Origin of the sequence: Glutamicibacter sp. NPDC127525 (genome assembly GCF_042672105.1) — a bacterium.
Lineage (GTDB): Bacteria > Actinomycetota > Actinomycetes > Actinomycetales > Micrococcaceae > Glutamicibacter.
The window spans coordinates 330,555-351,832 of record NZ_JBHXVN010000004.1 but is presented as its reverse complement, the minus strand read 5'-3'; the positions used below and the strand labels follow the sequence as shown (position 1 = coordinate 351,832).

Below are 21,278 nucleotides of genomic sequence, written 5' to 3'. Positions count from 1 at the left end.
TCAGGATCCTTGCCTTGGGGTGAGTTCGATGACGCTGACCGCATCGATGCGGAGGTCGGTTGGGGTTGGGATGCCGGAGCCGGGCAGCGAGGCCGCCGCGGTTCCGTAGGCGATGGCCTGGCGCAGCTTGAACGCCGGCAAGTGGCCTGCCGTGTCTGCCAGCAGATAGCCGGCCAGCGAGGAATCGCCGGCACCTACCGTGCTGCGCGGGGTGATCGGCTGCGGCCAGCCGTGCCAGCAGCCCTCGGCAGTGGCCAGTACCGCGCCGTGCGCACCCAGGGTGGTGAGCACCGCGGCCCCGGGGCGGCGCAGCAGCTTGGAGCTGGCGCGAGCGGCCAGCCCGGGGTCCGCTTCGAGCTGGGCTTCGCCCAGGTCCTCGCCCAGCAGCTCGGCAAGCTCTTCGGCGTTGGGCTTGACCAGATCCGGGATGTGGATCTCGTCGTGGGCGAAGAGCTGGCGCAGCGGCTCCCCAGAGGTGTCCACCGCAATCTTCGGGCACTTCGAGCCCAGCTGCTCGCGCAACGACGCGGTAAGCAGGGCGTAGTAGTTCGCCGGCACCCCGGGTGGCAGCGACCCTGCCATGACCAGCCAATCGGCGCCAGCGCAGGAATCGCGCACCAGCTCCGAGAGCTGCTCCAACGTGGCCGCGTCCAGCTCAGGACCGGCCTCGTTGATTTTGGTGGTCGATCCATCCGGCGAGGTCAGCGTCGTGTTGGTGCGCAGCGCAGCATTGATTTCCAGCGCCCGGTAGGGCAACTGGTCGGCGGCAAGGGCGGCAATGAGCGGATCGTTTCCAGCTCCGGGGAGTACAGCGAGGGTCCGCTGCCCGGCGGCGAGGATGGCCCGCGCAACATTCACGCCCTTGCCTGCGGCCTGCAGGTGGCTGCCAGCGGCCCGCTGCACCGCACCGGGCTGCAATGCGGCGACCAATTCGATGGTCTTGTCCAGCGCCGGGTTGACGGTCAGTGTGATAATCATGCGATCACCACCTCGACATCCGCCGCTTCCAGCGCAGCGGCAAGTTCAGTGCCGGGTTGCTGGTCGGTGACCAGGGTGTCGATGTCTTCGAGCCGGGCGAAGCAGACCAGGGTTTCCTGGTCGAATTTGGATCCGTCGGCCAGCAGCACCACGCGGCGGGCACTGGCGACCAGGGCGCGCTTGACGGCAGCTTCCAGCGGGTCCGGGGTGCTCAGGCCGAATCCTGCATGCAGCCCGTTGGTGCCGATGAAGGCGATGTCTGCCCGGTACTGGGAATACTCCTGCACGGTGCGGGCTCCGCTGGAGGCGCCGGTGATGCCGCGGACCCGCCCGCCGATCAGCTCCAAGGCGACATCCGGGCTGTGGACCAGCGCCGAGGCAATGGGCAGGGCGTGGGTGATGACCACCAGTCCGGTGCCCGCGGTGCTCTTGAGCATGCGCTCGGCCAGGATTTCCGTGGTGGTTCCCGCGTCGATGATGACCGAGGCATCGGAGACCGGCAGCAGGCTCAGCGCGCGCTGGGCGATGCGGGCCTTGGACTCTGAATGGATGGCGGTGCGCACCACGTAGCTTTCCTCGCGGGTGCTGGCTTCGGTGATGGTGACCGCTCCGCCGTGGACGCGGCGCAGGTAGTTCTCGGATTCCAGCTGGGCCAGATCCCGCCGCACGGTTTCCCGGGTGATATCGAAGCGCTGCGCGAGCTGGGCGACGGTTACTTTCCCGTCAGCTTCCAGCTGCTCAACGATCAGCCGGTGTCGTTCTTCGGCGAACATTCTTGCCTCCGCAATTCCTCATGACCTGCAACACATTGATCTGTGTTTCCATGACTTTATGCCCGATTATGTGGCATCGTCAAGTGAAAATCTGGGGAATCTTTGGCTTTAGTTGGTTTTGAGTGGGTTTGCTAGGGGTTATGCAGAATCAACGCTGGGAGATATGCGTAACCAAGGCAGCGTGCGACTCGATTCTTTCCTCCGGAAATCGCTAACTGTGCGGCCTCAGTTGACTGGAAACCCAGCTAATGAGCAAGACGTCTGTACGGCCAGGAACCAGGGCGGGCAGTTCATGAATTCGACAGGAATCATAGGTTGCCGGGCGAATGAGTTGCGTCAGGATGACGTGCCTGGATCAAGCCATGCCACTCTCCGCGCTTGAATGCGTTCGGTCGAGTTGGCTGAAATGCAACGGTCCTTTGTGCATTCCTTTTCTCTTCGGATGTTCCTCTGCCAAGGTATAACTTCGACCGGAACAGCGTGGAGGCGATCTGAGGTCAGCTCTGATATTTGCACTAGTGGGCGTCTGCTAAAGTCTTTCCGTTGGATTGGCATTTGGCGATGGATTCGTTAGTGCGTTCTCGCATGCTTCCTAGTTGCATTGGGGTCGAATTTACTTTGACGGTGAAAACCATGGGGCCCACCGGCAATCCCGGATCGGCGTCACTGCCATAGATGCCAGCGGCCCGCAGCTCGAGGTCGTATTCGCGAACTTCACCGGAGAGTTCGATTGTTATCTAGTTCGAGCGTTACTGCCGAACCAAGTTCGTGATCACCGAAGTAGCATCGGGGAAGTATCGCGTCGAGGGCTGTATCGAATTCGGCCCGTCCTACCAGCGAACCGAATAGCTCATTATGAATCCAGTGGCATCGCAGCGGAATCAAATGACGAGGAAGCCCTGGACTTGGTGATCGGCGCCTTAGCCTTGATTGATCCGCGAGGGGATCCGATGAGACTTGTCGTGGAGTCCCTGAAAAGCCTCTCGCGACTAACGAGGCCCGCACGATCCAACGAAATTAGTTGCGGCACATGGTTGGGAGATTCTAGGACTAGTGAGTTCTCAAGGATTCTCGTTCTCGGCTGGGGAGCGGTGCCCGGCGAGACTTCTCGCAACCATTGAGTTGAAAGATGTCTCTGGACGGGTGTCGAACTCTTTTGTTATTGACGAACTTGATTGGTGATTAGTGAGCACTCTCAGTCAGAATCAGCGCAGCTCGATAGCCATCTGACTCGAGACAAGACATGGCTTCTAGTTGCTGGAAAGCTATCGGTAGGCAGGTAGCATCCACCCAGCTCTCCCCGCTACTAACATCGACCCAAGGATCCTCGATGAGAATGACGGGACGTTCCGTGGAACCAGCCGTTCCATGGCAGAGTAGCCAGTGCGGAACATCGTAGCCGAGCATCTGCTGCAATGACACCAGCAACAAGACGCGGGCACCCTGACTTAATACTTTGTGAATCTGTGAGATTTCCATACGCATAGAGGTCACCGGCAACCCGGTAGCTTCTGCACGGCGGCGCGAGTCAGCCTGCAAGATGCCCCGCCAGCCACGTTCAACCTCGGGATAATAGTCGACGATTACTGGCTTATCGGTATCCAAAGACACCTGAACTGAGCTTGCTGGCCAGCGCTCAGCGATGGCCAGCCCGAGCCCCACGGGTTCGCAAGCCATGAAATTAGTCGCTTGACGCCACAGTAACAACTCGGCGGTACGCAGGCGATCCATCGTTGCAATGCTCATCGTTTCCCCGTGCGCGGCCAGCGCGGAAACCGCCGCGCAGGTGAAGTTCTCGCTTTGCTGGTAGTGCGAGGTACGCAGATATCGGGCTGGATGTGACCAGTGCACATAGCCGAATTTTGGAATCGATACCGACGCATCTGTGGTGAAGCGTGGAGCAGGCAACGACTGGAAACCCATTTGTTCAGCCAGGTCTGCGAGCCACGGTTCTTCCGACCAGCTTTCCCATTTCACGCAGGCCAGATCTTTTTCCCTGGCGTAGTCCAGCACCGCACGGACGAGCTCTTCATATGCAGCTGTGTCGCGGGCAAGAACCCCAGAGATCTTCACGTATGCAGTCGCCGAACGGGCGGTAAGCAATGCGGCACCGAGTATGGTGGCATCTGATGACTGTATCGTGAGCAGCCGAGCGTTGACCGTTGCCATGAGACTTTCCCACGGACCTGATATGCAACCCAGATGCCGTAGTTGCGCCGGGTGCTGCTCGGGGTCAAAGGCCTGGATTCTCGTTTGCCGGGCAGAGCGTTTCGCCATGATTCCTTACTATTAGGTGGGGTGGAGGCGGCGTCGGTTAGGATCCTCGCTTAACACCTAGGCGCGTGATCGGTACAAAAGCCAAATGAAGTACGGGGAGCCGAGTAACGACACGATCAGACCGGCGGGAATCTGTGCCGGCGCGATTGCGGTACGGCCCAAGGTATCGGCCAGGCAAACTAGCAAGGCTCCGAAAACCATGGACACCGGGATCGCCCGGTGATGGCGGGAACCCACCAACGACCGCGCCAGATGCGGGGCGATGAGTCCGACAAAGCCAACCACACCTACGGCCACGACGCTGAGTGCCGCAAGCAGCGCGGCAATGGACAATGAGACTAATCGGATGCGAATGGTCTTGACGCCCAGCACCCGGGGCAGGTCTTCGTCGATGGCTAGCAGGTCCAGCTTGCGTCCCATGAGCAGTACGACCGGAAGAGCTAATGCCAACACCGTCAGAACAGGTAACACGTCTGCGAACTGACGTCCATAAGTTGAGCCAGACAGCCAGGTGTAGATGCGCGGAGTTTCCCACGAATTAATGCTCAGCAGCAGGTAGGTGGTGACCGCAGAGAGCGTGTAGCCAGCACCGATGCCGATTAGCACAAAACGTTCAGGGGAGAATCCTCGACGCCAGGCTAGCGCGGTGATGGCAGCGAAGGTCGCGAGCCCGGCAATCACCGCAAAAATCACCAGTAGCGAGCGGGAACCGCCAAAGGCAGTGACCACTACAGCCGCGCCCAGCCCTGCCCCCGCGGTAATACCCAGGATTCCGGGCTCGGCCAATGGGTTTCGCACGGCGCCCTGCACCAAACAACCAGCCAGTCCTAAGGCGGCTCCGGCACCCAGCGCCGCGCTGGTCCGTGGTGCACGTTCGGAGAAGGCTCGGGCAATGAGCTTGGGCGCATCATCCTGGAACCACAAGGCGAGATCTCCCAGCTTGAGTAACATGCTCCCGGCCAAAAGGCCTAGAATCACGGCTCCCAACAGCAAACTGAATCCCAGCGTCATGGTGAGAACGAATCGGCGGTTGCTGCGCAATTTGCTTGCTACCTGTAACGGGTTGCGGGAGCTGGAAGCTTCGGGCAGTCGCATTGCCAAGATGATGATCAGCACCCCGCCCAGGATCGCGGTGGGAACTCCAGTAGGAATGGAAGCCGCACCTTGCGCACCGAGCGAGGCACGAAGCGAAACATCGGCCAGCAGGATCAGTAGCGCACCAATCAGGCCGGTGGCGGGGAGCAAGAACAGTTGACGGCGCAAGACTACCAGGCGGCGCGACAGCAGTCGGGCGAGCACGGGGGCGCCAAGCCCTACAAAAGCAATCGGGCCGGACAGCGAAACGGAAACGCCGGTGAGCAGCACAGCACACAGGACGGCGAGAGTGCGGGTTGAGCGCACCGGGATGCCGAGCACCGCAGCGTTTTCATCACCCAAGGACAGGACATCCAGTCGGCGAGAGAGCAAGAGGCAGATGGCCAGCACCACCAAGATCACTGGCAGACTGCGCAAGAATGCATCGAGATTTAATTGGGCCAGCGACCCTGAACCCCAGGCATACAGTCCAGTCGTATTTTCCTTGAACAGCAGTAAAATGATTCCGCTGCCTGCTTCCAACGCCATGGCGATGGCAGAGCCAGCGAGGATCAACCGGGTGGTGGCGGTTCCCGCGCTGCGCCCAGAGATAGCCAATACGATCCCGGCGGCGAGCAGCCCGCCAGCGAATGCGAGAGTGCTGGAAGCCAGCGTGGACATGCTTATTCCCAAGGCAGCAGCCACGCTCAACGCGAAGAATGCACCAGAGGTGACAGCCAATGTGTCCGGCGAGGCCAGCGGGTTGCGGGTGACGGATTGGAGCAATGAACCTGCCACCCCCAAAGCCAGACCAACGGCGGCACCCGCACAGAGGCGCGGTAGCCGGGAGCCGGTGAAGATCTCGGCGGCTCCTACCCCTCCGATACGGGTGTCATCTCCGGTGAGTGCGCGTAGCAGTTCACCCAAACCAATACCGGAGGTCCCCTGGGTGAGGTGCCAAGCACCCACCAGCAGTACCGCTGCCGCTAAGGCGGCGAGCAGACCTAGGCCAGTGGCGAGACGGGTACCGGTGACTGGCGCGGGGGAATAACCAGGGCCGGTCATTCGGATGCCGACCCTGCTGTCCACGATGTGTCGCTCTGCTGATTTTTCAGCGGTTTTCATTTCAGTTGTACGCTACTTGGCTTCCGAGGCGGAGGTCAGTGCATCGGTGAAGGCATCTACCGCTTGACTGGTGGATTTCGGCCCGCCGGCACCCCAGATGTTTGGGAACTGGAAGGTCCGGCCATCCTTGACTGCGGTCAAGTTGTTCCAGATCTCGCTGGATTCCAGCTCGGTGGTCCACCCGGTGCCTGCGTCGTTGGAGTAGAACAGGTTGACGTCGCCAACGCCCGCTAGGCCTTCTATGTCCGTCTGGGCCAGTCCGTATTCTTTGTTCACGCCGCCGGATCCGAAGGACTTGTTGATGTCATCGTTCCAAGCTGGGCTCAGGCCCAGTTCCTTGCCAAGCTCTGTGAACAGAGCCCCGTCAGTGTATGGACGAATCGTCAGGTTGGAGCCGTCAACCCAACCGTCGAAGAAGAGGAAGTCGGTGGTTTCCAACTTCACCTCGGAGACTTCCTGTTTTTTCTGCGCCAAGTGGGCGTCGAATTCGTTGAGCACTAACGCAGCACGCTCGGTGCGGCCGGTGGCTTCGGCGACCTGTGAGAAGACTTTTTTCATGTTGCCGATGGGATCCGCAGAATCGTTGCCCTTGACCGCCAATACGGGAACGTCGCCCTTATCAAGCTGCGACAGCACGGGGTCTTCTTCACTAAAAGCGTCCACGATGATTAAGTCGGGGTCCAGCGCGTAGATCGAATCCAGATCTGGCTCGCCACGTTCACCCACCGAAGCAACACCCTCAGGCAGCTCCTCTGCAGTGACGTAGGTGCTATATCCATCTGGGGAAGCGACGCCCACCGGAGTGACGCACAAGGTTAGTACATCTTCAATTTCCTGCCATTCGAGCACCACCACGCGCTCGGCTGGTTTATCCAATTCAAGTGTGCGGCCCAGATCATCGGTCATAGATACCGGATCTGTGCTAGTGGCGGTGGTGTCATTCGCGCAACTTGCGGATGCGGCAGCGGGGCTCCGTTCGGCACCAGCGCTGCTAATGTCCGTGGTACCGCAAGCGGTGGCTGAGAACAACAGTGCTAGAGCGGCCGCTGAAGTGACTGCATTTCGAGCGAGTGTAGGCATAGGTTTTCCCTTGTAATTATATGTTTCGGTGGTAGAAAGAAAGTGGTTAGCTCATCCGGTGGCGGCTAACCGGTTCGATGCGCAACAATCCATTCTGCTTATCAGAGAGGACCTGCACAGGGATCTCATAGACCTCCGAGAGGTTATCTGCGGTGAGGACCTCAGCGGGGGTTCCTGAGACGTATACCCGGCCGTGTTTCATCAGCACCAGCCGATCAGCCAACGCGGCGGCTTGATTCAGGTCATGCAGGACGATGCCGATGGCTAGCCGATCTTGACGGGCTAGATCATGGACCAGATCTAGGGTCTCGACCTGATATCTCAAGTCGAGGTGATTGGTCGGCTCGTCGAGAAGCACCACATTGGTTTGCTGTGCCAAGCACACGGCCAACCAGACACGTTGAAGTTCTCCACCGGATAGTTCCCCAGCTGCCTTCCGGGACATCGAGGTAGTGCCAGTCAGTTCCATGGCCGAGGCAATCGCCGCATGATCCGTATCGGATAGCCCCGAGAAACCGCGCCGATATGGATGGCGACCGAAGGCGACGATATCTGCCACGGCTAACCCTTCCGGGGTGGCGTGGGACTGCGCGAAGAGCGTAACTTCGTGGGCGAATGTTCGTCCATTCAGCGTGCTAATTTCGCGGGCCTCCCCGTGAGAATTGGAGAGCGTGATCACCCCCGCGGCGCGCTCATGCAACCTTGCCATGGAACGGAGAAGTGTGGATTTCCCGCTGCCATTGGGTCCAATGAGTGTGGTGACTTCACCCGGGGATAAACGGATGGAAGCACCGTCCACTACAGTGCTTTTGCCGTAGCGCAGCACTACCTCGTGGGCGAGCATCGTTCCGGCTGCGGCGGATGCTGCTCCGGACGCCACGTCTAGCATGCGTAAGGAACGGATTGAATACGTCCGATTTGAATAGGTATTTTCACTTAGGTAAGTCTAAGTTAACTAATCGATGTCAGCAATCGATGATTTCTGACAGTGCATCCGGCTTTTCGGTCACCTATTCACATTTGCTAAGGTGAATGTGCCAGGTGTGGAGCCCATGGTGCGTCGAAAAGCGTCGATAAAAGTACTCGGCTGCGCGTAGCCCAGCATTTCAGAGATGTCTTGGACGCCTTCACCGTTGGTGAGCAGCTCCAGGGCGCGATGAATTTTCACCGCTTGACGCCACTGGGCAAAGGATAAGCCGGTTGCTTCGCGGAAGACTCGCGTGATGGTTCGTGAGCTGATTCCAGCATCTACCGCCCATCGCTCGAGAGATCGGTTATCCGCAGGGTTGGCTAGTAAACGGTTGGCAATGCCATGGATACGAGGGTCATCGGGCAAGCGCAGCGCTAGCTGATGAGCTGATGGTTTGAGTACGTCGAAAACTACAGCCTCCGCACGCGCTCTGGCTTCTTGGCTCAGTTCCCGACTGGATAAATGGACCAGCAACGACTTAAGCAACGGTTTCATGTCGATCACTGTAGGGGTACTGAATGGGGTGGTGGTTCGTTCAGGGGAAAAGAACGCGCTGAAAAGTTCTACATGTGCGGTCAGGCGTCCACCGTGCAGCGCTCCGGACGGAATCCACAGACCATGACCCTCGGAGACCGTAAAAATCTGTCCTTCGATTTGAGCGGTGAGTGTCCCATCTTGGGTCCATAAGAGCTCATGGGCCAGGTGCGAATGAGGCTCCCACTCCGTAGAGACCTCAATGGTGTGCGTTTCGCTCAGAATCACAAATGATGAGGTCGCATCGCTAGGCAAGGCAGTTGCTTGCACTAGAGCAGTACCTGGTTCACGGGACCAAGTACCAAGCCCGATGGTCGAGGTAGGAGGGGAAGTCATATTTGCAGTATAGAAAGTATTCAGCATGACATAGCAGGTTTCATGTTAGATCTACCGAACCCCTTGAAGAACGGTTCAATAATCGCGTGCCAAAATTCTACGGATCGGCTACTAAACCAAATACATTTCACCCCCAACTGGTTCAATCAGGAATCTAGGCTGCGTTCGGTTACCCACAGAAGGCTATTCCAGTGTGTAGTACTCAAGCATGTCATCACGTTTTTCCAGTCTGAATCCTCGACTGGTGAGCAGTCGGGTTGAAGCAGTGTTAGCCGGAGCTACGCGGGCACTGAATTTCGTAATTCCGTATATCTTGGGAATTGAAATCAGGGTGCTATCGAGCACGGCTCCACCAACTCCTCGCCCCCATTGATCTGGAGATACCCAGTAACCGACCTCCACGCAACTTTCCTGCCGGGTGCAAAACGCGAGGCCCACTGCTGCATTTGCTTCAGTAGCTAGGAACCATCGAGAGCCCCCCACAGTGTCGAGTGGTTCATGTTGGAGGGATTGCTTAACGCAGGCGTTGATGGTTTGCCGGTCCCATGGCTCCCCATACCCAATAAAACGAGCTACACGTTCATCCGAGGCCATGCTGGCAAAGAATTCGGTGTCTGCGCTGCGAAATGGACGCAGGGTAATTGATTGTGAGCGCGACATCCAAAGCCTTTCGATGTCGTAAATTTAAAAAACTCTTAAATGCATTAAACAGTACTAGACCTACCTATGGCGCTCTTATTTCAAATAGAGGTCAATGAGCGCTCAGAATCCCGCGCCGACCGCGCCGAGCGTCCCATAGCGGAAACCGAAGAACACGGCCCAGTGAAACGGTCCACAACGAGAACCTGCGCAAAGAACTGTTGAAGGTGAAACGGGAGAACGGCTTCATAAAAGTTGTCGGCGCCTATCGCGCCTCGAACAGTAAGGAGTAAGCGCGGTCTTAGACTTCATCGAAGCCCACATAGGCGAGTATCCAGTGAACTGGATGGGCAGGAAACCCAGAATTCCAGGGGCAGTCACTACCGATGTCTGAACGCCTGCCAAGAGCTGAGCGAAGCCTAAGTCCTGCGAGCACACCGCACGAAACTGCTCCAGGACGAGTGTGAGGCGTCCAACCAGGTCGCCGGTGGCGGACAATTAGTGGATTTGATCCGCAAAAACCATGAGGAAGACATCTCGACATCCACGGTGATGTCGCTCATGAAAGAGCTGAGAATCCGGGCCAGGCGGATGAGCGCCTTCAAAACCACGACCGTGCGTGAGCGCCAATCCCGGACGGTGCGTATAGAAAACCATAGGGTCGACAATCTCGGTATGCGTGACTTCCGCTCCTCGCGGCTTGCGGCGAAACTGTTAGGCGATATTGCCTGCCTGCGCGCCGGTGAAGGCTGGTTGTATTTGGCGACGGTGATCGATTTGAATTCGCGACAGATCGTGGGCTGGTCAATGGGTAAGAACATGTAAACGTAGTTGGCCATTGACGCGAGGGGGCTTGCTGCGTCGCAGGCGTTCATCCAGTTTGGTAGTGTGTTCCATTCAGACCGAGGCCCCAATGTACCTCGGCGCGTTCCAGAGGTGGTGTGCTGCGCACAGGGTGCAGTAGTCGACGGGACGCGCCGGTGTGTCCCTGGGATAATTCCGTCGCCGAGTCAGCCTTCTGGACGATCAAGAAGGATATGTTCCACCACAGGTTCTTCAGCAGCAGGGTGGCTGCGTGTGCCGCAGTGAAGGAGTGCATCGCGGTTTGGTACAACCGGAAGCGCCCGTATACGGCAAATGGCGGAGTTAGCCCCCAGGCGGTTCTGGACTCGTATCAGGAAAGGGATCCTCTAGCTTTGACTGCTTGAGGAAATGTACAAAAAGATCAAAGTTCGTGTCCCAAAAACTTGACCAGCTCAGGAGCGAGCTCATCCCTTATGAGCTAACAATCGACGACACTGGCAAGATCCAAAACATCGTAGTGAAGGATGATGAGTATCTTGTCTCGCAGTCTGCGGCACTAGCTCTAACTACCGAAGAAGAGGAAATCGAAGTTGACCCCACTGTCCCTGGCAGCGAGGAGGACAGTGGGGCATTAATCAATCCTCTCCCCCTGAACGTCGCCGAAATGGCGGCTTCAAAGCTTAGTTCGTCCAACAAGACGAAAGTTGCAAACTACGCAATCAAGTGGGCTAAGTCGTACAATCCTGCCTATAAGAGGCACGGCTACGACTGTACTAATTTCGCTTCCCAAGCGCTTTATGCAGGTGGATGGAAGAAAATTGAAGGCTACTACAAGAGCAACTCGAAATGGTTTGGCAATGGTGTCATGACCAGCTGGACTTGGAGCGGTGCTGAAAATTTCTATCGTTTTGCCCGGAATGAATCAAAGCGGGCTTCACGTCTTGCCAGTGTCTACAGCCTCGTTCCTGGAGATATCCTTCAGTACAAAACGAACGGTGCCAAGATTAAGAATATGACGCACACCATGGTGACCACTAAGAAAATCAATGATGTCCCATACCTCTCGTACCACAGCAACGCTACTTTGAATAAGCCCTTCACTCAGCTGAAACCACTGAATGTAACTTGGTACGCGCATAGGATCTAGTCGTACAGCTCATTCGATTTGCAAAGGTCATTTGTGTACGAAAAACGCATCTCAAAGATTATTGCCCCACTACTGCTGTTTCCGCTAGCTCTTTCGGCAGCAGGGTGTTCAGCCGATAGGAAGCAGGCTTGTGACGGAGGAAAACCCGTCAGCGATCCACAGGAAGCAGTTCGAGTACTACTTGAGGCTGCAGAAACAACTGACCATGACAAAGCGTGTTCAGTGATCATGGACAAATTAGACGAAACAGTCATGAACACACAGCTAGCTGCGCTGAAGACCGACATGGATTCGGTAGAAGTCACCTCATCCAACTTCACGATGGTCGAGTTCGAGCGCGGCGGTCCAGCACACTTCTACCATGTGTATGCTGATCAGCCTGATAAGTCCGTGGACCTTACGTTCATGGACGTTGGCAAAGGATCGCGAATAGTATTTGGCGAAAACTACTGAGTCACTACCGTATTATCAAGCCCCGCGATAAGGACGTAGACCCTGAATCTCATTCAGGGTCTGCGTCCTTTCAGCTGATTGCTCATCGATATGAGCAGGGGTCGGTGCTGGCGACCTCGAATATGCCTTTTGGCCGGTGGGGTGAGGTTTTCGGTGATGATGTTGTTGCTTCGGCGATGATTGATCGTTTGGTTCATCATGCGGAGGTGTTGTCTTTGGCTGGGGATTCATATCGGGTGAAGAACCGTCAGGATCTGCTGCGCAACGCTGAGCAGGTATAGAACAAATTGGGCGTGGAGGGGTCAAGTTTCGATTGGCGGTAGAGGGTCAATTTTCAGTTAGCGTTGATAAACTTTGGCTACAAATCCCGCTGTGGGTTCTGAACATGCGGGCATTCCCCGTTCAGGATAGTCGTGGACGTTAGACGCAGGCTAGGTATGCCATGAGGTTTCTCGTCCCGTTGAACACCCTGGGTCCTCGCAAGCTCGTCTCCAGGGTGTGTCGGGCGTCCGCTGGCGTGTCCGGTTGGTGGCCCGGACTTCGTCCGGTCTTTTCCTGTTTTTGCTGCTGTCCTTCGGAGTGTACGGGCCACCTCCAAACCCACAAGCCACTCGCTGCGCTTCGGGCGTGCTCCACCAGAAATTCTTGGTCCGCGCTCCTTCGTCGCTTTTTCGGCCCAAGATTTTCGTGGATTGCGCACCCCTGACGGGTTGATGGGTTTCCGGCTGGCCCCGCTTCATTTCTTTTCGCCAGCAGGCAGAAAAACAACCGGGGGAGGGCTTCGACGGGAGGCTGGCAATCTGCCCCACTTTCCGTGAAGCGAAAGGATGCAAAAACCTATGCAGACCACGACCAAAGACAGCCGCGAAACCGTTACCGTCCCGGCAACTGTCGAGCGCGATATGTACGGCGAAGTGTATGACTGGATGGAATCGCTGGCCGGTACCGGGTGGTACGAAGTTCCAGGGTGGGGACGCGACGGATGGGACCTGGGATCCTGGCCTTACATCATCTTCGCCGCGACGAAGACGACCGATGAAACCGGGAAGCTGTGCGGATACACCACCTACGTGGAAGGCGACGTAACTGGTCAAAAGAACTAGGCCGTACGGCAGAACGCTCCGATTATGGACAAGGGAAGCAACAGCTAGGAAGCCTTTTTGGTTTCCTTGGTAGCAAACCAGCCGGGCAAGCTAATCAGCAGCCCCACGACACCAACAATCGCCACCACCCAAAGAGCCGGGGCAGGCCATGAGTCCAGGTTGTTCTCATCCATGATGACCCCCGTAGAATACAGGGCAATCCCGCTGCATACCAAGGCAGTCAAGCTCATCCCGAGGGCCACGGACCATAGGGTTCTTCGATTTGCATCCACTGTCTGCTCCTTCGTATCTCCAGTCAACTGGCGCACTTCCAAGGAAGCTTCTGCTTCCGGAGAATTCTGAATAGTGCGTCAACCCAGAGTACTGTCTCCGATGCCTCTTAGCTGGGTGCCGCAGAGGGAATCCTCGCCCAGAGAAATTTCAACTCCGTGCAGCATTGAGGGTGCGGCGCAATGCTATTGCGAGATGCTGGAATGTTCTCGGGCCAGGGGAATTGAGTTTTCATATAGCAGTGCGGGCGGGATTTTTCTTCTTTCGTTCGCGCTCGTAGCGAATCGAAATCGATTCTCTCTGCCTGTTTTAGGGTTTGGGTCGTTTGGCCTTGCGTTGCAGTGCTGTGGTTTGCAGATTTTTCGATCTGTGATTGAACGCGTCGAGCACTTCGGGGCCACACCCACGGCATGCCGTGGGCCAATTGCGTCGACCATGGTTTGTCAGAGGTCTTGTTCTTCCTTCGGAATGCTCCGTGCAAAAGTTCAGCGTCGTTGACCAAACCGGCCGATTCCGGGGAATTGCCGCAGAAAAATGGGTGCATGCAACGCAATATTGCATGCACCCATTTCCTGGAATCTTGGACTCCCTAGGCAAGTACCTGGCGCTTGGAGGAAATGACGCCGGTATTGAATCCAGCCAGGCGCAGGCCGCCGTGGAAGCGGGCGTGCTCGATCTTCACGCAGCGGTCCATGACCACATTCATGCCCGCGGCCTCGGCGCGCCGGGCCACTTCCTCATGCCAGGATCCCAGCTGCAGCCACAGGGTCTTCGCGCCTACGGCCAGGGCCTCGTCCAGCACGGTAGGCAGGTCATCGTGCTTGCGGAAAACCTCGACCAGATCCGGGGTCTCCGGCAGATCGGCCAGCGACTTGTACACCGGCTGGCCCAGGATCTCATCGAGTACCGGGTTGATGAAATACACCTTGTACTTGGAGGAGGAGAGCAGGTAGGTAGCCACGAAATAGCTGGCGCGCGATGGCTTGTTCGAGGCACCGACAATGGCGATGGACTTGGTGTCGCGCAGGATCTCCAGGCGCTGTGCGGCTCCAGGGCCTTCCCAAGCGGTATCAACGGCAGTCATTAGATTGCTCCTTTCGAAGCGGTTGGCAATGCGCAGGCGGAACCGTCATAGGCCGGAGCCTCGAACCCTGCGGCGGAAGCGGCAATCGCTTCCTGCGAAGCGGCCAGCGCCTGGTCCAGATCCCAGAGGATGTCCTCGACATCTTCCAGTCCTACCGACAGGCGGATCAGATCTTCTGGCACGCCAGCGGAGACCAGCTGCTCGGCGCTCAGCTGCTGGTGGGTGGTGGAGGCCGGGTGCAGCACCAGGGTGCGGGCATCGCCGATGTTGGCCAGGTGGCTGGCCAGCTGCAGGGCTTCGATGAACTTCGAGCCGGCTTCGCGCCCGCCCTTCACCCCGAAGCTGAAGACCGAGCCGACGCCCATGGGCAGCAGCTCCTTGGCCTGCGCGTGCTGCGGGTGGGATTCCAGGCCGGCATAGTTCACGTAGGTCACGCGCTCATCGGCCTGCAACCAGGCAGCGACCTGCTTCGCGTTGGACAGGTGGTTGTCCATGCGCTGCGGCAAGGTCTCCAGGCCCTGCAACAGCTGGAATGCGGACTGGGCCGGCAGAGCCGGTCCGAAGTCGCGCAGCTGTTCGCTGCGCAGCTTGGTCAGGAAGCCGTACTCGCCGAAGTTGTCCCACCAGGAGACGTTGCCGTAGCTGGCAACCGGTTCGGTCATGGTGGGGAACTTGCCATTGCCCCAGTTGAACTTGCCCGACTCGATGACCACGCCGCCCAGGGTGGTGCCGTGCCCGCCGATGAACTTGGTGGCCGAGTGGATCACGATGTCCGCGCCGTGCTCGATAGGGCGCAGGATGTACGGGGGAGTGAGCGTCGAATCGACTACCAGCGGGAGATTGTGGCGGTGCGCCACCTCGGCCAGGCCCTTCAGGTCAGCGATGTCGCCGGACGGGTTGGCCACCACCTCGGTGTAGACGGCCTTGGTGTTTTCCTGGATCGCCGCTTCGAAGTCGGCGGGATCATTGGAGTCGATGAAAGTGGTGTTGATGCCGAAGCGGCGCAGCGAGACATCGAGCTGGGTGATGGTGCCGCCATAGAGCTTCGAGGAAGCCACAATGTGGTCGCCTGCCTGGGCCAAGGCCGCAAAGGTGACGAATTCCGCGGCCATGCCCGAGCCGGTGGCTACCGCTCCGATGCCGCCTTCCAGCGAAGCCATGCGCTCTTCGAAAGCCGCTACGGTCGGGTTGCCGATACGCGAGTAGATGTTGCCGTACTTCTGCAGGGCAAAGAGGTTGGCCGCATCGTCAGCGTCCTTGAAGACGAACGAAGTGGTCTGGTAGATCGGCACTGCGCGTGAGCCATGCTCGGCATCGGGGGTGCCTCCGGCATGCAATGCGCGGGTGCGGAATCCAAACTTGTGATCTGCCATGGTGGCTTACGACTCCTCGTCGATTGGGGTTTCGCGGGCTCCGCAGGGCGGACCGCGATCGAGGCAGGAATCCCGGAATCAATGTCGCTTCCTGCTGTCGTCCAACGGGTAGGCGGCTGCATCGTTTCTGGCGGTAGCACCGTAACCACCGGATGTGGCAGGTTGCTGCGGCGTCATCGAACCAGATCTCTCAGCCGCTCGGGATGGTGTAATAATCTTCGCAACATGACCGTTCGTGACCCAACTATGAGTCGTAACGTTGCGTATTGGAGCTGTTATCGGAGATTCTTCGATACCTATTACCCCGGTTAGGCTGGAGTCATGGATACTTCGCTGGCACTGGTGCGACACGGGCAGACCGATTGGAACCTTGCAGGGCGCCTGCAGGGGCGTACCGATATCCCGTTGAACGATACCGGGCGCGAACAAGCTCGCGAGGTCGGGCGCCAGCTGATCGGCCAGAACTGGTCGCTGGTACTTGCTTCGCCCTTGGAACGTGCCCGGGAAACTGCCGCGCTGATTGCCCAGCAGATCGGGGCCGAGACGGGGAACGCTGTTCCGGAACTCATTGAACGCGGCTTCGGCCCGCTGGAAGGCCGGATCATGGCCGAGGTCAGCGAAGCGGAATCGGCTGCTGCCAAGGACCTGCGTGAGCCGCGTGCCCAGATCTTGAGCCGTGCGGTGCCAGCGCTGCTGGACTTGGCCAGCAGGCATGCCGGGCGCAAGGTCATGATTGTCAGCCATGGGGCCACCATGCGCACCATCCGCGACGCATTGGCCGGAACCACGGATCCCCAAGGCGTGGAAAATGGCGAAATGCTCCACTTGGACTTGATCCGCCTTGAGCAGATCGCCAGCGAATTGGATCTGGTGGCATTCTAGGAATCCATGGGGTCTCTGCGAGAAGTAAATTTTTTTCGTTCACGCCTCACAAAATGGTCTCCTCGTACGTTTACATGGTGAGAAGCCATGAAGGCGCAAGAATTCCAGGAGAGCCATGCAAGCACCGTTCGAGCGGATAGTCCAGGACTATGGACTGAACGTCCTGCGCGTTTGCCGTGCCCTGCTTGATGAGCATCGCGCGCAAGACGCCTGGTCCGAAACGTTCCTTGCCGCGCTCAAGGCGTACCCGCAACTGCCGGAGGATGCCAATGTCCTGGCATGGCTAGTGCGTATTGCCCGGAACAAAGCCATTGACGAGTTGCGCAGGAACAAGCCGGAAATCCTCATCGGCCAAGACGTGGACAGCCTGGCCCCATCGGCCCAACGGCCGGATCTGCAGTTGGAAAACCTGCAACTGTGGCATGAGGTGAACCAGCTTCCTGGCAAGCAGCGGCAGGTGGTGGCCTACCGCTACCTGGGCGGAATGAGCTACGCGCAAATTGCCGGAATCCTTTCCGGCACCGAAGCTGCCGCCCGGCGTTCGGGCGCCGATGGGATCAAGAATCTGCGGGCCCGGATGGATGACCAAGAACTATGGCGGGAGCAGCCATGAACGGAAAAAATTATTGGCAGCAGGCTACGGCCGCTGAAGCGCAAGTCCTCGACTCGCTGCAGGACCGGCTCGTTGAACGGGCCCGTGCACGGGAACTTGTTGATGTTGCCTATCGCGTGGTCGATAGCCCCGTGGGGGCCTTGCTGCTGGCCAGCACCGATGCCGGGCTGGTCCGGGTCGCTTTTGAATCCGAAGGCCATGACCGGATTCTGGAGGTGCTCTCGGAAAAGCTCAGCCCGCGGATCCTGCGCGACAAGTCGAGCCTGGATGGTGCCGCCCGGCAACTGGAGGAGTATTTCGCGGGCCAGCGGCATGGCTTCGATCTTCCGGTGGACTTGCAACTCTCCACCGAGTTCCGCCGCCAGGTGCAGCTGGAACTGGGTCATATCGATTACGGGCATACCCTGAGCTACGCCCAACTGGCGCAGCAGATCGGCAAGCCGAAGGCGGTGCGGGCCGTCGGTTCAGCCTGCGCCACCAACCCGATTCCCATCGTGCTGCCCTGCCATCGGGTGCTGCGCACCGATGGTTCATTGGGCGGCTACCTGGGAGGCTTGGAAGCCAAGTCCGAGCTGCTGAAGCTGGAGAACCCGGACTTCGCCAGCGGCGCCGCGACGCTGTTCTGACGGGCAGCTCCCGCATGAAACAAGTGCTGGGCTGCTGCCTCCCTTGCGGGAAGCAGCAGCCCAGCACTAATTGCTACGGGCTCGCGGCCCAGCAGCTGCTACTTGCTGCGCAGTTCGAAGCGATCTGCGTCCATGAGCTTGGCCCAAGCGGAGGCGAAGTCATTGACGAACTTCTCCTTGGCATCATCCGAAGCGTAAACCTCGGCCAGTGCACGCAGCTCGGAGTTGGCACCGAACACCAGATCCACGCGGCTGCCGGTCCAGCGGCCATCGGTGGTGGTGTAGGTCTGCTCGTCAGCGGATGGGGTCCATTCCAACCCCAGCTCCAGCAGGTTCGCGAAGAAGTCGTTGGTCAACGCGCCTGGGGTGTCGGTGAAGACGCCCAAGTTGGAACCGTCCCAGTTATTGCCGATGACGCGCAGTCCACCGAGCAGTACGGTCGCTTCCGGTGCCGAGAGGCCCAGCAGATTCGCGCGGTCGATCAGCAAGTACTCGCTAGGCAGCTTGACGAAGCCCGAGTCGTAGTTGCGGAATCCGTCGGAAACTGGTTCCAGCCATGCGAACTGGTCAACGTCGGTTTGCTCCTGGGTTGCGTCTACGCGGCCCGGGGTGAATGGAACCTCGACCTGCTGGCCAGCTGCCAGGGCTGCCTGCTCGACTCCGACGTTGCCGGCTAGGACAACGACGTCCGCGAAGGAAGCCTTGATCCCGGAAGTGGCGTTGAAGTTGTCAACAATCTCTTCCAGCTTGGCAATTACCGGCTTGAGCTGCTCAGGCTGGTTCACGCTCCAGGAGACCTGTGGTTCCAGGCGGATGCGGCCGCCGTTAACGCCGCCGCGCTTATCCGAGGTGCGGAAGGTCGAAGCGGCCTTCCAAGCCGTGGATACCAGCTGCTGGACGGTCAGTCCCGAATCGTTGATCAGGGCTTTAAGTGCGGCAACTTCAGTTGCACCCAAGGTGGTCTGCGGAGCTGCTGGCAGTGGATCCTGCCAGAGCAGGTCCTCAGCAGGAACCTCTGGGCCGAAGTAGCGGGACTTCGGGCCCATGTCGCGGTGGGTCAGCTTGAACCATGCGCGGGCGAAGGCGTCTGCGAACTGGTCTGGGTTCTCCTTGAAGTTCTTGGAGATCGGGCCGTAGACCGGGTCGAAGCGCAGGGCCAGGTCGCTGGTAAGCATGCGTGGCTCGCGGTGTTCCAAGGTCTCGAATGCAGGCTGGACCAAGCCGGCTCCGCCATTGTTGACCGGGCGCCACTGCTTGGCGCCTGCTGGGGATTCGAACAGTTCCCATTCGTAGGCGAAGAGGATGTGGAAGAACTCGTTGTCCCAGCGGGTTGGGTGGTAGGTCCAGGTGACTTCAAGACCCGAGGACACGGTGTCCGCGCCCTTGCCGGTGCCGTGGCCGTTCTTCCAGCCCAGTCCCTGCATTTCAAGCGGAGCTGCTTCTGGATCCGGGCCGATCTTGTCATCGGCATGCGCGCCGTGGGTCTTGCCGAAGGTGTGGCCACCGGCGATCAGCGCGACGGTCTCCTCGTCGTTCATGCCCATGCGGCGGAAGGTTTCGCGGATGTCTACGGCCGAGGCCAGCGGATCCGGATTTCCGTCAGGACCCTCAGGATTCACGTAGATCAGGCCCATCTGCACTGCTGCCAGAGGAGCATCCAGGTCTCGCTTGCCGGTGTAGCGTTCGCTGTCCAGCCAGACCTTTTCCGGGCCCCAGTAGACATCGTCATCTGCTTCCCAAACGTCCTTGCGGCCGCCGGCGAAACCGAAGGTCTCGAAGCCCATGTCTTCCAGAGCCACGTTTCCAGCCAGCAGGATAAGGTCGGCCCAGGAAATCGACTGGCCGTACTTCTTCTTCACTGGCCACAGCAGGCGGCGAGCCTTGTCCAGCGAAACGTTGTCCGGCCACGAGTTCAGCGGAGCGAAGCGCTGCTGGCCTGCGCCGCCGCCGCCGCGGCCGTCGTGCGAGCGGTAGGTGCCTGCGGAGTGCCAAGCCATGCGGATGAAGAACGGGCCGTAGTGGCCGAAGTCTGCTGGCCACCAGTCGTGCGACTGGGTCATGATTTCGGTCAGGTCGGCTTTTACTGCCGACAAGTCGAGGGCATTGAAGGCTTCAATGTAGTCGAAGTTCTCGTCCAGCGGGTTGGAAACCTGCTGGTTCTTGGCCAGAATCCTCAGATTCAGCTTATTCGGCCACCATTCGGTGTTGGCATTGCCCTGGGTAGGGTGAATTCGACCCGCGCCGCCAACTACTGGGCACTGACCTGCAGTCATCTCAGACATGTGCTCTTTCCTTCCGGATTGTTTAGGGTTTATCTGGTTTTATCCATCGCACAGCAGCTGCGCTGATGACGATGGCAAATCTAGGGGTTTACTTAGACAGCAACTATGCGTTCGCAGCCTGGCAATCCGGGCAGGTGCCCCAATAGATCACTTCGGCTTCATCAATGCTGAACCCGTGGTCATTGGAAGCATGCAGGCACGGGGCGCCGCCGACAGCGCAGTCGACGTCCGCCAGCGTTCCGCACTGGCGGCACACCACATGGTGGTGATTGTCGCCAACGCGGGCTTCATAGCGGGCGGTATGGCCCTGTGGCTGTATCTGCCGAATGACACCCAGTTTCGTGAAGAGCCTGAGTGAATCGTAGACAGCTTGGTGCGACACATTGGGGTGATCTTCACGGACAGCCGAAATGATGGTTTCGGTATCCGCGTGCGGGTGCGCCGCGACGGCGGAAAGTACCGCAACGCGCGGTTGCGTGACCCGCATCGATGCCGCCTTCAGCACCTGCTCGATCCCTGCCTGTGATGTCATGTACCCAGCATGCCTGCTTATTTTGAATCAGTCAAGATAAGTTCCAGTGTATTTCGCGTTAAAAGTGGGTGGACTCCAGCTGACTGGTTGAATCGGTGCTTCATTAGTAAGTATTCCGTATGATGCATGTTCAAGCGTGATGTGCTTCTGGGGGAGAAAAATTACGAAATCGCAGACATTTCACCCGAAATAAGAAAGCGAATAGTGCGTGGTTTTATCTTGGGAAATATTGCGTTCCAATTGATGGTTCCACGGGTTCGGGGAGCGAAAAACCCTGTGGGGCGAGGAAGCTCACATGGATGGCGCTGCCAGCGTAAACAACG

Annotated in this window: 20 protein-coding genes, 1 pseudogene and 1 riboswitch; of the genes and pseudogenes, 8 read left to right on the top strand and 13 right to left on the bottom strand. The window is 58.5% G+C overall.

All coding sequences use genetic code 11. The features are described from left to right. From ACFVHU_RS11975 to ACFVHU_RS11940, 8 genes are all read right to left on the bottom strand, one after another. The gene (locus ACFVHU_RS11975) at positions 1-978 is read right to left on the bottom strand and encodes a 1-phosphofructokinase family hexose kinase (protein ID WP_105662631.1); all 978 of its coding nucleotides are present in this window, start codon (positions 976-978) and stop codon (positions 1-3) included. Continuing rightward, positions 975-1,751, bottom strand: coding sequence for a DeoR/GlpR family DNA-binding transcription regulator (locus ACFVHU_RS11970; protein WP_133834940.1), 777 nt, complete (start codon positions 1,749-1,751; stop codon positions 975-977). The genes ACFVHU_RS11975 and ACFVHU_RS11970 overlap by 4 nt, the downstream gene beginning before the upstream one ends. Before the next feature lie 1,182 nt (positions 1,752-2,933). Further along, positions 2,934-3,920 (bottom strand): peptidase C39 family protein, encoded by a 987-nt coding sequence (locus tag ACFVHU_RS11965; RefSeq protein WP_388024609.1) that lies wholly within the window; start codon positions 3,918-3,920, stop codon positions 2,934-2,936. Positions 3,921-4,085: 165 nt separating this feature from the next. Continuing rightward, entirely contained in the window at positions 4,086-6,227 is a 2,142-nt protein-coding gene (locus tag ACFVHU_RS11960; RefSeq protein ID WP_388024607.1) for an iron ABC transporter permease, read from the bottom strand. 12 nt (positions 6,228-6,239) lie between these two features. After that, the gene (locus ACFVHU_RS11955) at positions 6,240-7,133 is read right to left on the bottom strand and encodes an ABC transporter substrate-binding protein (protein ID WP_332488347.1); all 894 of its coding nucleotides are present in this window, start codon (positions 7,131-7,133) and stop codon (positions 6,240-6,242) included. A gap of 220 nt (positions 7,134-7,353) precedes the next feature. Then, positions 7,354-8,196 carry an ABC transporter ATP-binding protein gene (locus tag ACFVHU_RS11950; RefSeq protein ID WP_388024605.1) on the bottom strand — a complete coding sequence of 281 codons (843 nt, stop codon included), beginning with the start codon at positions 8,194-8,196 and terminating at the stop codon, positions 7,354-7,356. 117 nt (positions 8,197-8,313) lie between these two features. After that, positions 8,314-9,174, bottom strand: coding sequence for an AraC family transcriptional regulator (locus tag ACFVHU_RS11945; protein WP_388024604.1), 861 nt, complete (start codon positions 9,172-9,174; stop codon positions 8,314-8,316). Between the two features lie 156 nt (positions 9,175-9,330). After that, positions 9,331-9,807: a GNAT family N-acetyltransferase gene (locus ACFVHU_RS11940; protein ID WP_388024602.1), complete on the bottom strand. Its 477-nt coding sequence runs from the start codon at positions 9,805-9,807 to the stop codon at positions 9,331-9,333. Between the two features lie 111 nt (positions 9,808-9,918). Here ACFVHU_RS11940 and ACFVHU_RS11935 point away from each other — a divergent pair. From ACFVHU_RS11935 to ACFVHU_RS11915, 5 genes and pseudogenes are all read left to right on the top strand, one after another. Beyond that, positions 9,919-10,994 (top strand): annotated as a pseudogene (locus ACFVHU_RS11935) (IS3 family transposase); the annotation flags it as partial. Positions 10,995-11,020: 26 nt separating this feature from the next. Next, on the top strand, positions 11,021-11,737 hold the full coding sequence (locus ACFVHU_RS11930) for an amidase domain-containing protein (protein ID WP_388024600.1): 717 nt from the start codon (positions 11,021-11,023) through the stop codon (positions 11,735-11,737). 33 nt (positions 11,738-11,770) lie between these two features. Continuing rightward, positions 11,771-12,190, top strand: coding sequence for a hypothetical protein (locus ACFVHU_RS11925; protein WP_105662623.1), 420 nt, complete (start codon positions 11,771-11,773; stop codon positions 12,188-12,190). Then, positions 12,160-12,471: an ATP-binding protein gene (locus tag ACFVHU_RS11920; protein WP_388024658.1), complete on the top strand. Its 312-nt coding sequence runs from the start codon at positions 12,160-12,162 to the stop codon at positions 12,469-12,471. The genes ACFVHU_RS11925 and ACFVHU_RS11920 overlap by 31 nt, the downstream gene beginning before the upstream one ends. A 558-nt stretch (positions 12,472-13,029) precedes the next feature. After that, complete coding sequence (locus ACFVHU_RS11915; protein WP_332488338.1) at positions 13,030-13,293, top strand: hypothetical protein; 264 nt, start codon at positions 13,030-13,032, stop codon at positions 13,291-13,293. 44 nt (positions 13,294-13,337) lie between these two features. Here ACFVHU_RS11915 and ACFVHU_RS11910 read toward each other — a convergent pair whose 3' ends face one another. The 3 genes from ACFVHU_RS11910 to ACFVHU_RS11900 form a co-directional block, all read right to left on the bottom strand. Beyond that, a complete protein-coding gene (locus ACFVHU_RS11910; RefSeq protein WP_388024598.1) occupies positions 13,338-13,466 on the bottom strand; it encodes a hypothetical protein in 129 nt (42 codons plus the stop codon). 686 nt (positions 13,467-14,152) lie between these two features. Continuing rightward, entirely contained in the window at positions 14,153-14,647 is a 495-nt protein-coding gene (locus ACFVHU_RS11905; protein ID WP_105657946.1) for a CoA-binding protein, read from the bottom strand. Beyond that, a complete protein-coding gene (locus tag ACFVHU_RS11900) occupies positions 14,647-16,020 on the bottom strand; it encodes an O-acetylhomoserine aminocarboxypropyltransferase/cysteine synthase family protein (RefSeq protein ID WP_133834308.1) in 1,374 nt (457 codons plus the stop codon). The genes ACFVHU_RS11905 and ACFVHU_RS11900 overlap by 1 nt, the downstream gene beginning before the upstream one ends. Positions 16,021-16,135: 115 nt before the next feature. Beyond that, positions 16,136-16,230, bottom strand: a riboswitch (SAM riboswitch). Between the two features lie 111 nt (positions 16,231-16,341). Here ACFVHU_RS11900 and ACFVHU_RS11895 point away from each other — a divergent pair. From ACFVHU_RS11895 to ACFVHU_RS11885, 3 genes are all read left to right on the top strand, one after another. After that, positions 16,342-16,902: a histidine phosphatase family protein gene (locus ACFVHU_RS11895; protein ID WP_332595233.1), complete on the top strand. Its 561-nt coding sequence runs from the start codon at positions 16,342-16,344 to the stop codon at positions 16,900-16,902. A 115-nt stretch (positions 16,903-17,017) separates the two neighbouring features. Then, a complete protein-coding gene (locus ACFVHU_RS11890; protein WP_332595234.1) occupies positions 17,018-17,515 on the top strand; it encodes an RNA polymerase sigma factor in 498 nt (165 codons plus the stop codon). Then, positions 17,512-18,141, top strand: a complete 630-nt coding sequence (locus tag ACFVHU_RS11885) for a methylated-DNA--[protein]-cysteine S-methyltransferase (protein WP_388024596.1) — start codon at positions 17,512-17,514, stop codon at positions 18,139-18,141. The genes ACFVHU_RS11890 and ACFVHU_RS11885 overlap by 4 nt, the downstream gene beginning before the upstream one ends. Before the next feature lie 98 nt (positions 18,142-18,239). On the opposite strand, the gene katG is transcribed toward ACFVHU_RS11885, so the two are convergent. Then, entirely contained in the window at positions 18,240-20,423 is a 2,184-nt protein-coding gene (katG, locus tag ACFVHU_RS11880; protein ID WP_105657950.1) for a catalase/peroxidase HPI, read from the bottom strand. A 103-nt stretch (positions 20,424-20,526) separates the two neighbouring features. Beyond that, the gene (locus ACFVHU_RS11875) at positions 20,527-20,955 is read right to left on the bottom strand and encodes a Fur family transcriptional regulator (protein ID WP_388024594.1); all 429 of its coding nucleotides are present in this window, start codon (positions 20,953-20,955) and stop codon (positions 20,527-20,529) included. Between the last annotated feature and the right edge of the window lie 323 nt (positions 20,956-21,278).

Coding starts and splice junctions, on each gene's coding strand:
- ACFVHU_RS11975 (WP_105662631.1), bottom strand. CDS start 978: ATGATTATCACACTGACCGTCAACCCGGCGCTGGACAAGACCATCGAA.
- ACFVHU_RS11970 (WP_133834940.1), bottom strand. CDS start 1,751: ATGTTCGCCGAAGAACGACACCGGCTGATCGTTGAGCAGCTGGAAGCT.
- ACFVHU_RS11965 (WP_388024609.1), bottom strand. CDS start 3,920: ATGGCAACGGTCAACGCTCGGCTGCTCACGATACAGTCATCAGATGCC.
- ACFVHU_RS11960 (WP_388024607.1), bottom strand. CDS start 6,227: ATGAAAACCGCTGAAAAATCAGCAGAGCGACACATCGTGGACAGCAGG.
- ACFVHU_RS11955 (WP_332488347.1), bottom strand. CDS start 7,133: ATGACCGATGATCTGGGCCGCACACTTGAATTGGATAAACCAGCCGAG.
- ACFVHU_RS11950 (WP_388024605.1), bottom strand. CDS start 8,196: ATGCTAGACGTGGCGTCCGGAGCAGCATCCGCCGCAGCCGGAACGATG.
- ACFVHU_RS11945 (WP_388024604.1), bottom strand. CDS start 9,174: ATGCTGAATACTTTCTATACTGCAAATATGACTTCCCCTCCTACCTCG.
- ACFVHU_RS11940 (WP_388024602.1), bottom strand. CDS start 9,807: ATGTCGCGCTCACAATCAATTACCCTGCGTCCATTTCGCAGCGCAGAC.
- ACFVHU_RS11915 (WP_332488338.1), top strand. CDS start 13,030: ATGCAGACCACGACCAAAGACAGCCGCGAAACCGTTACCGTCCCGGCA.
- ACFVHU_RS11910 (WP_388024598.1), bottom strand. CDS start 13,466: ATGGATGAGAACAACCTGGACTCATGGCCTGCCCCGGCTCTTTGGGTG.
- ACFVHU_RS11905 (WP_105657946.1), bottom strand. CDS start 14,647: ATGACTGCCGTTGATACCGCTTGGGAAGGCCCTGGAGCCGCACAGCGC.
- ACFVHU_RS11900 (WP_133834308.1), bottom strand. CDS start 16,020: ATGGCAGATCACAAGTTTGGATTCCGCACCCGCGCATTGCATGCCGGA.
- ACFVHU_RS11895 (WP_332595233.1), top strand. CDS start 16,342: ATGGATACTTCGCTGGCACTGGTGCGACACGGGCAGACCGATTGGAAC.
- ACFVHU_RS11890 (WP_332595234.1), top strand. CDS start 17,018: ATGCAAGCACCGTTCGAGCGGATAGTCCAGGACTATGGACTGAACGTC.
- ACFVHU_RS11885 (WP_388024596.1), top strand. CDS start 17,512: ATGAACGGAAAAAATTATTGGCAGCAGGCTACGGCCGCTGAAGCGCAA.
- katG (WP_105657950.1), bottom strand. CDS start 20,423: ATGTCTGAGATGACTGCAGGTCAGTGCCCAGTAGTTGGCGGCGCGGGT.
- ACFVHU_RS11875 (WP_388024594.1), bottom strand. CDS start 20,955: ATGACATCACAGGCAGGGATCGAGCAGGTGCTGAAGGCGGCATCGATG.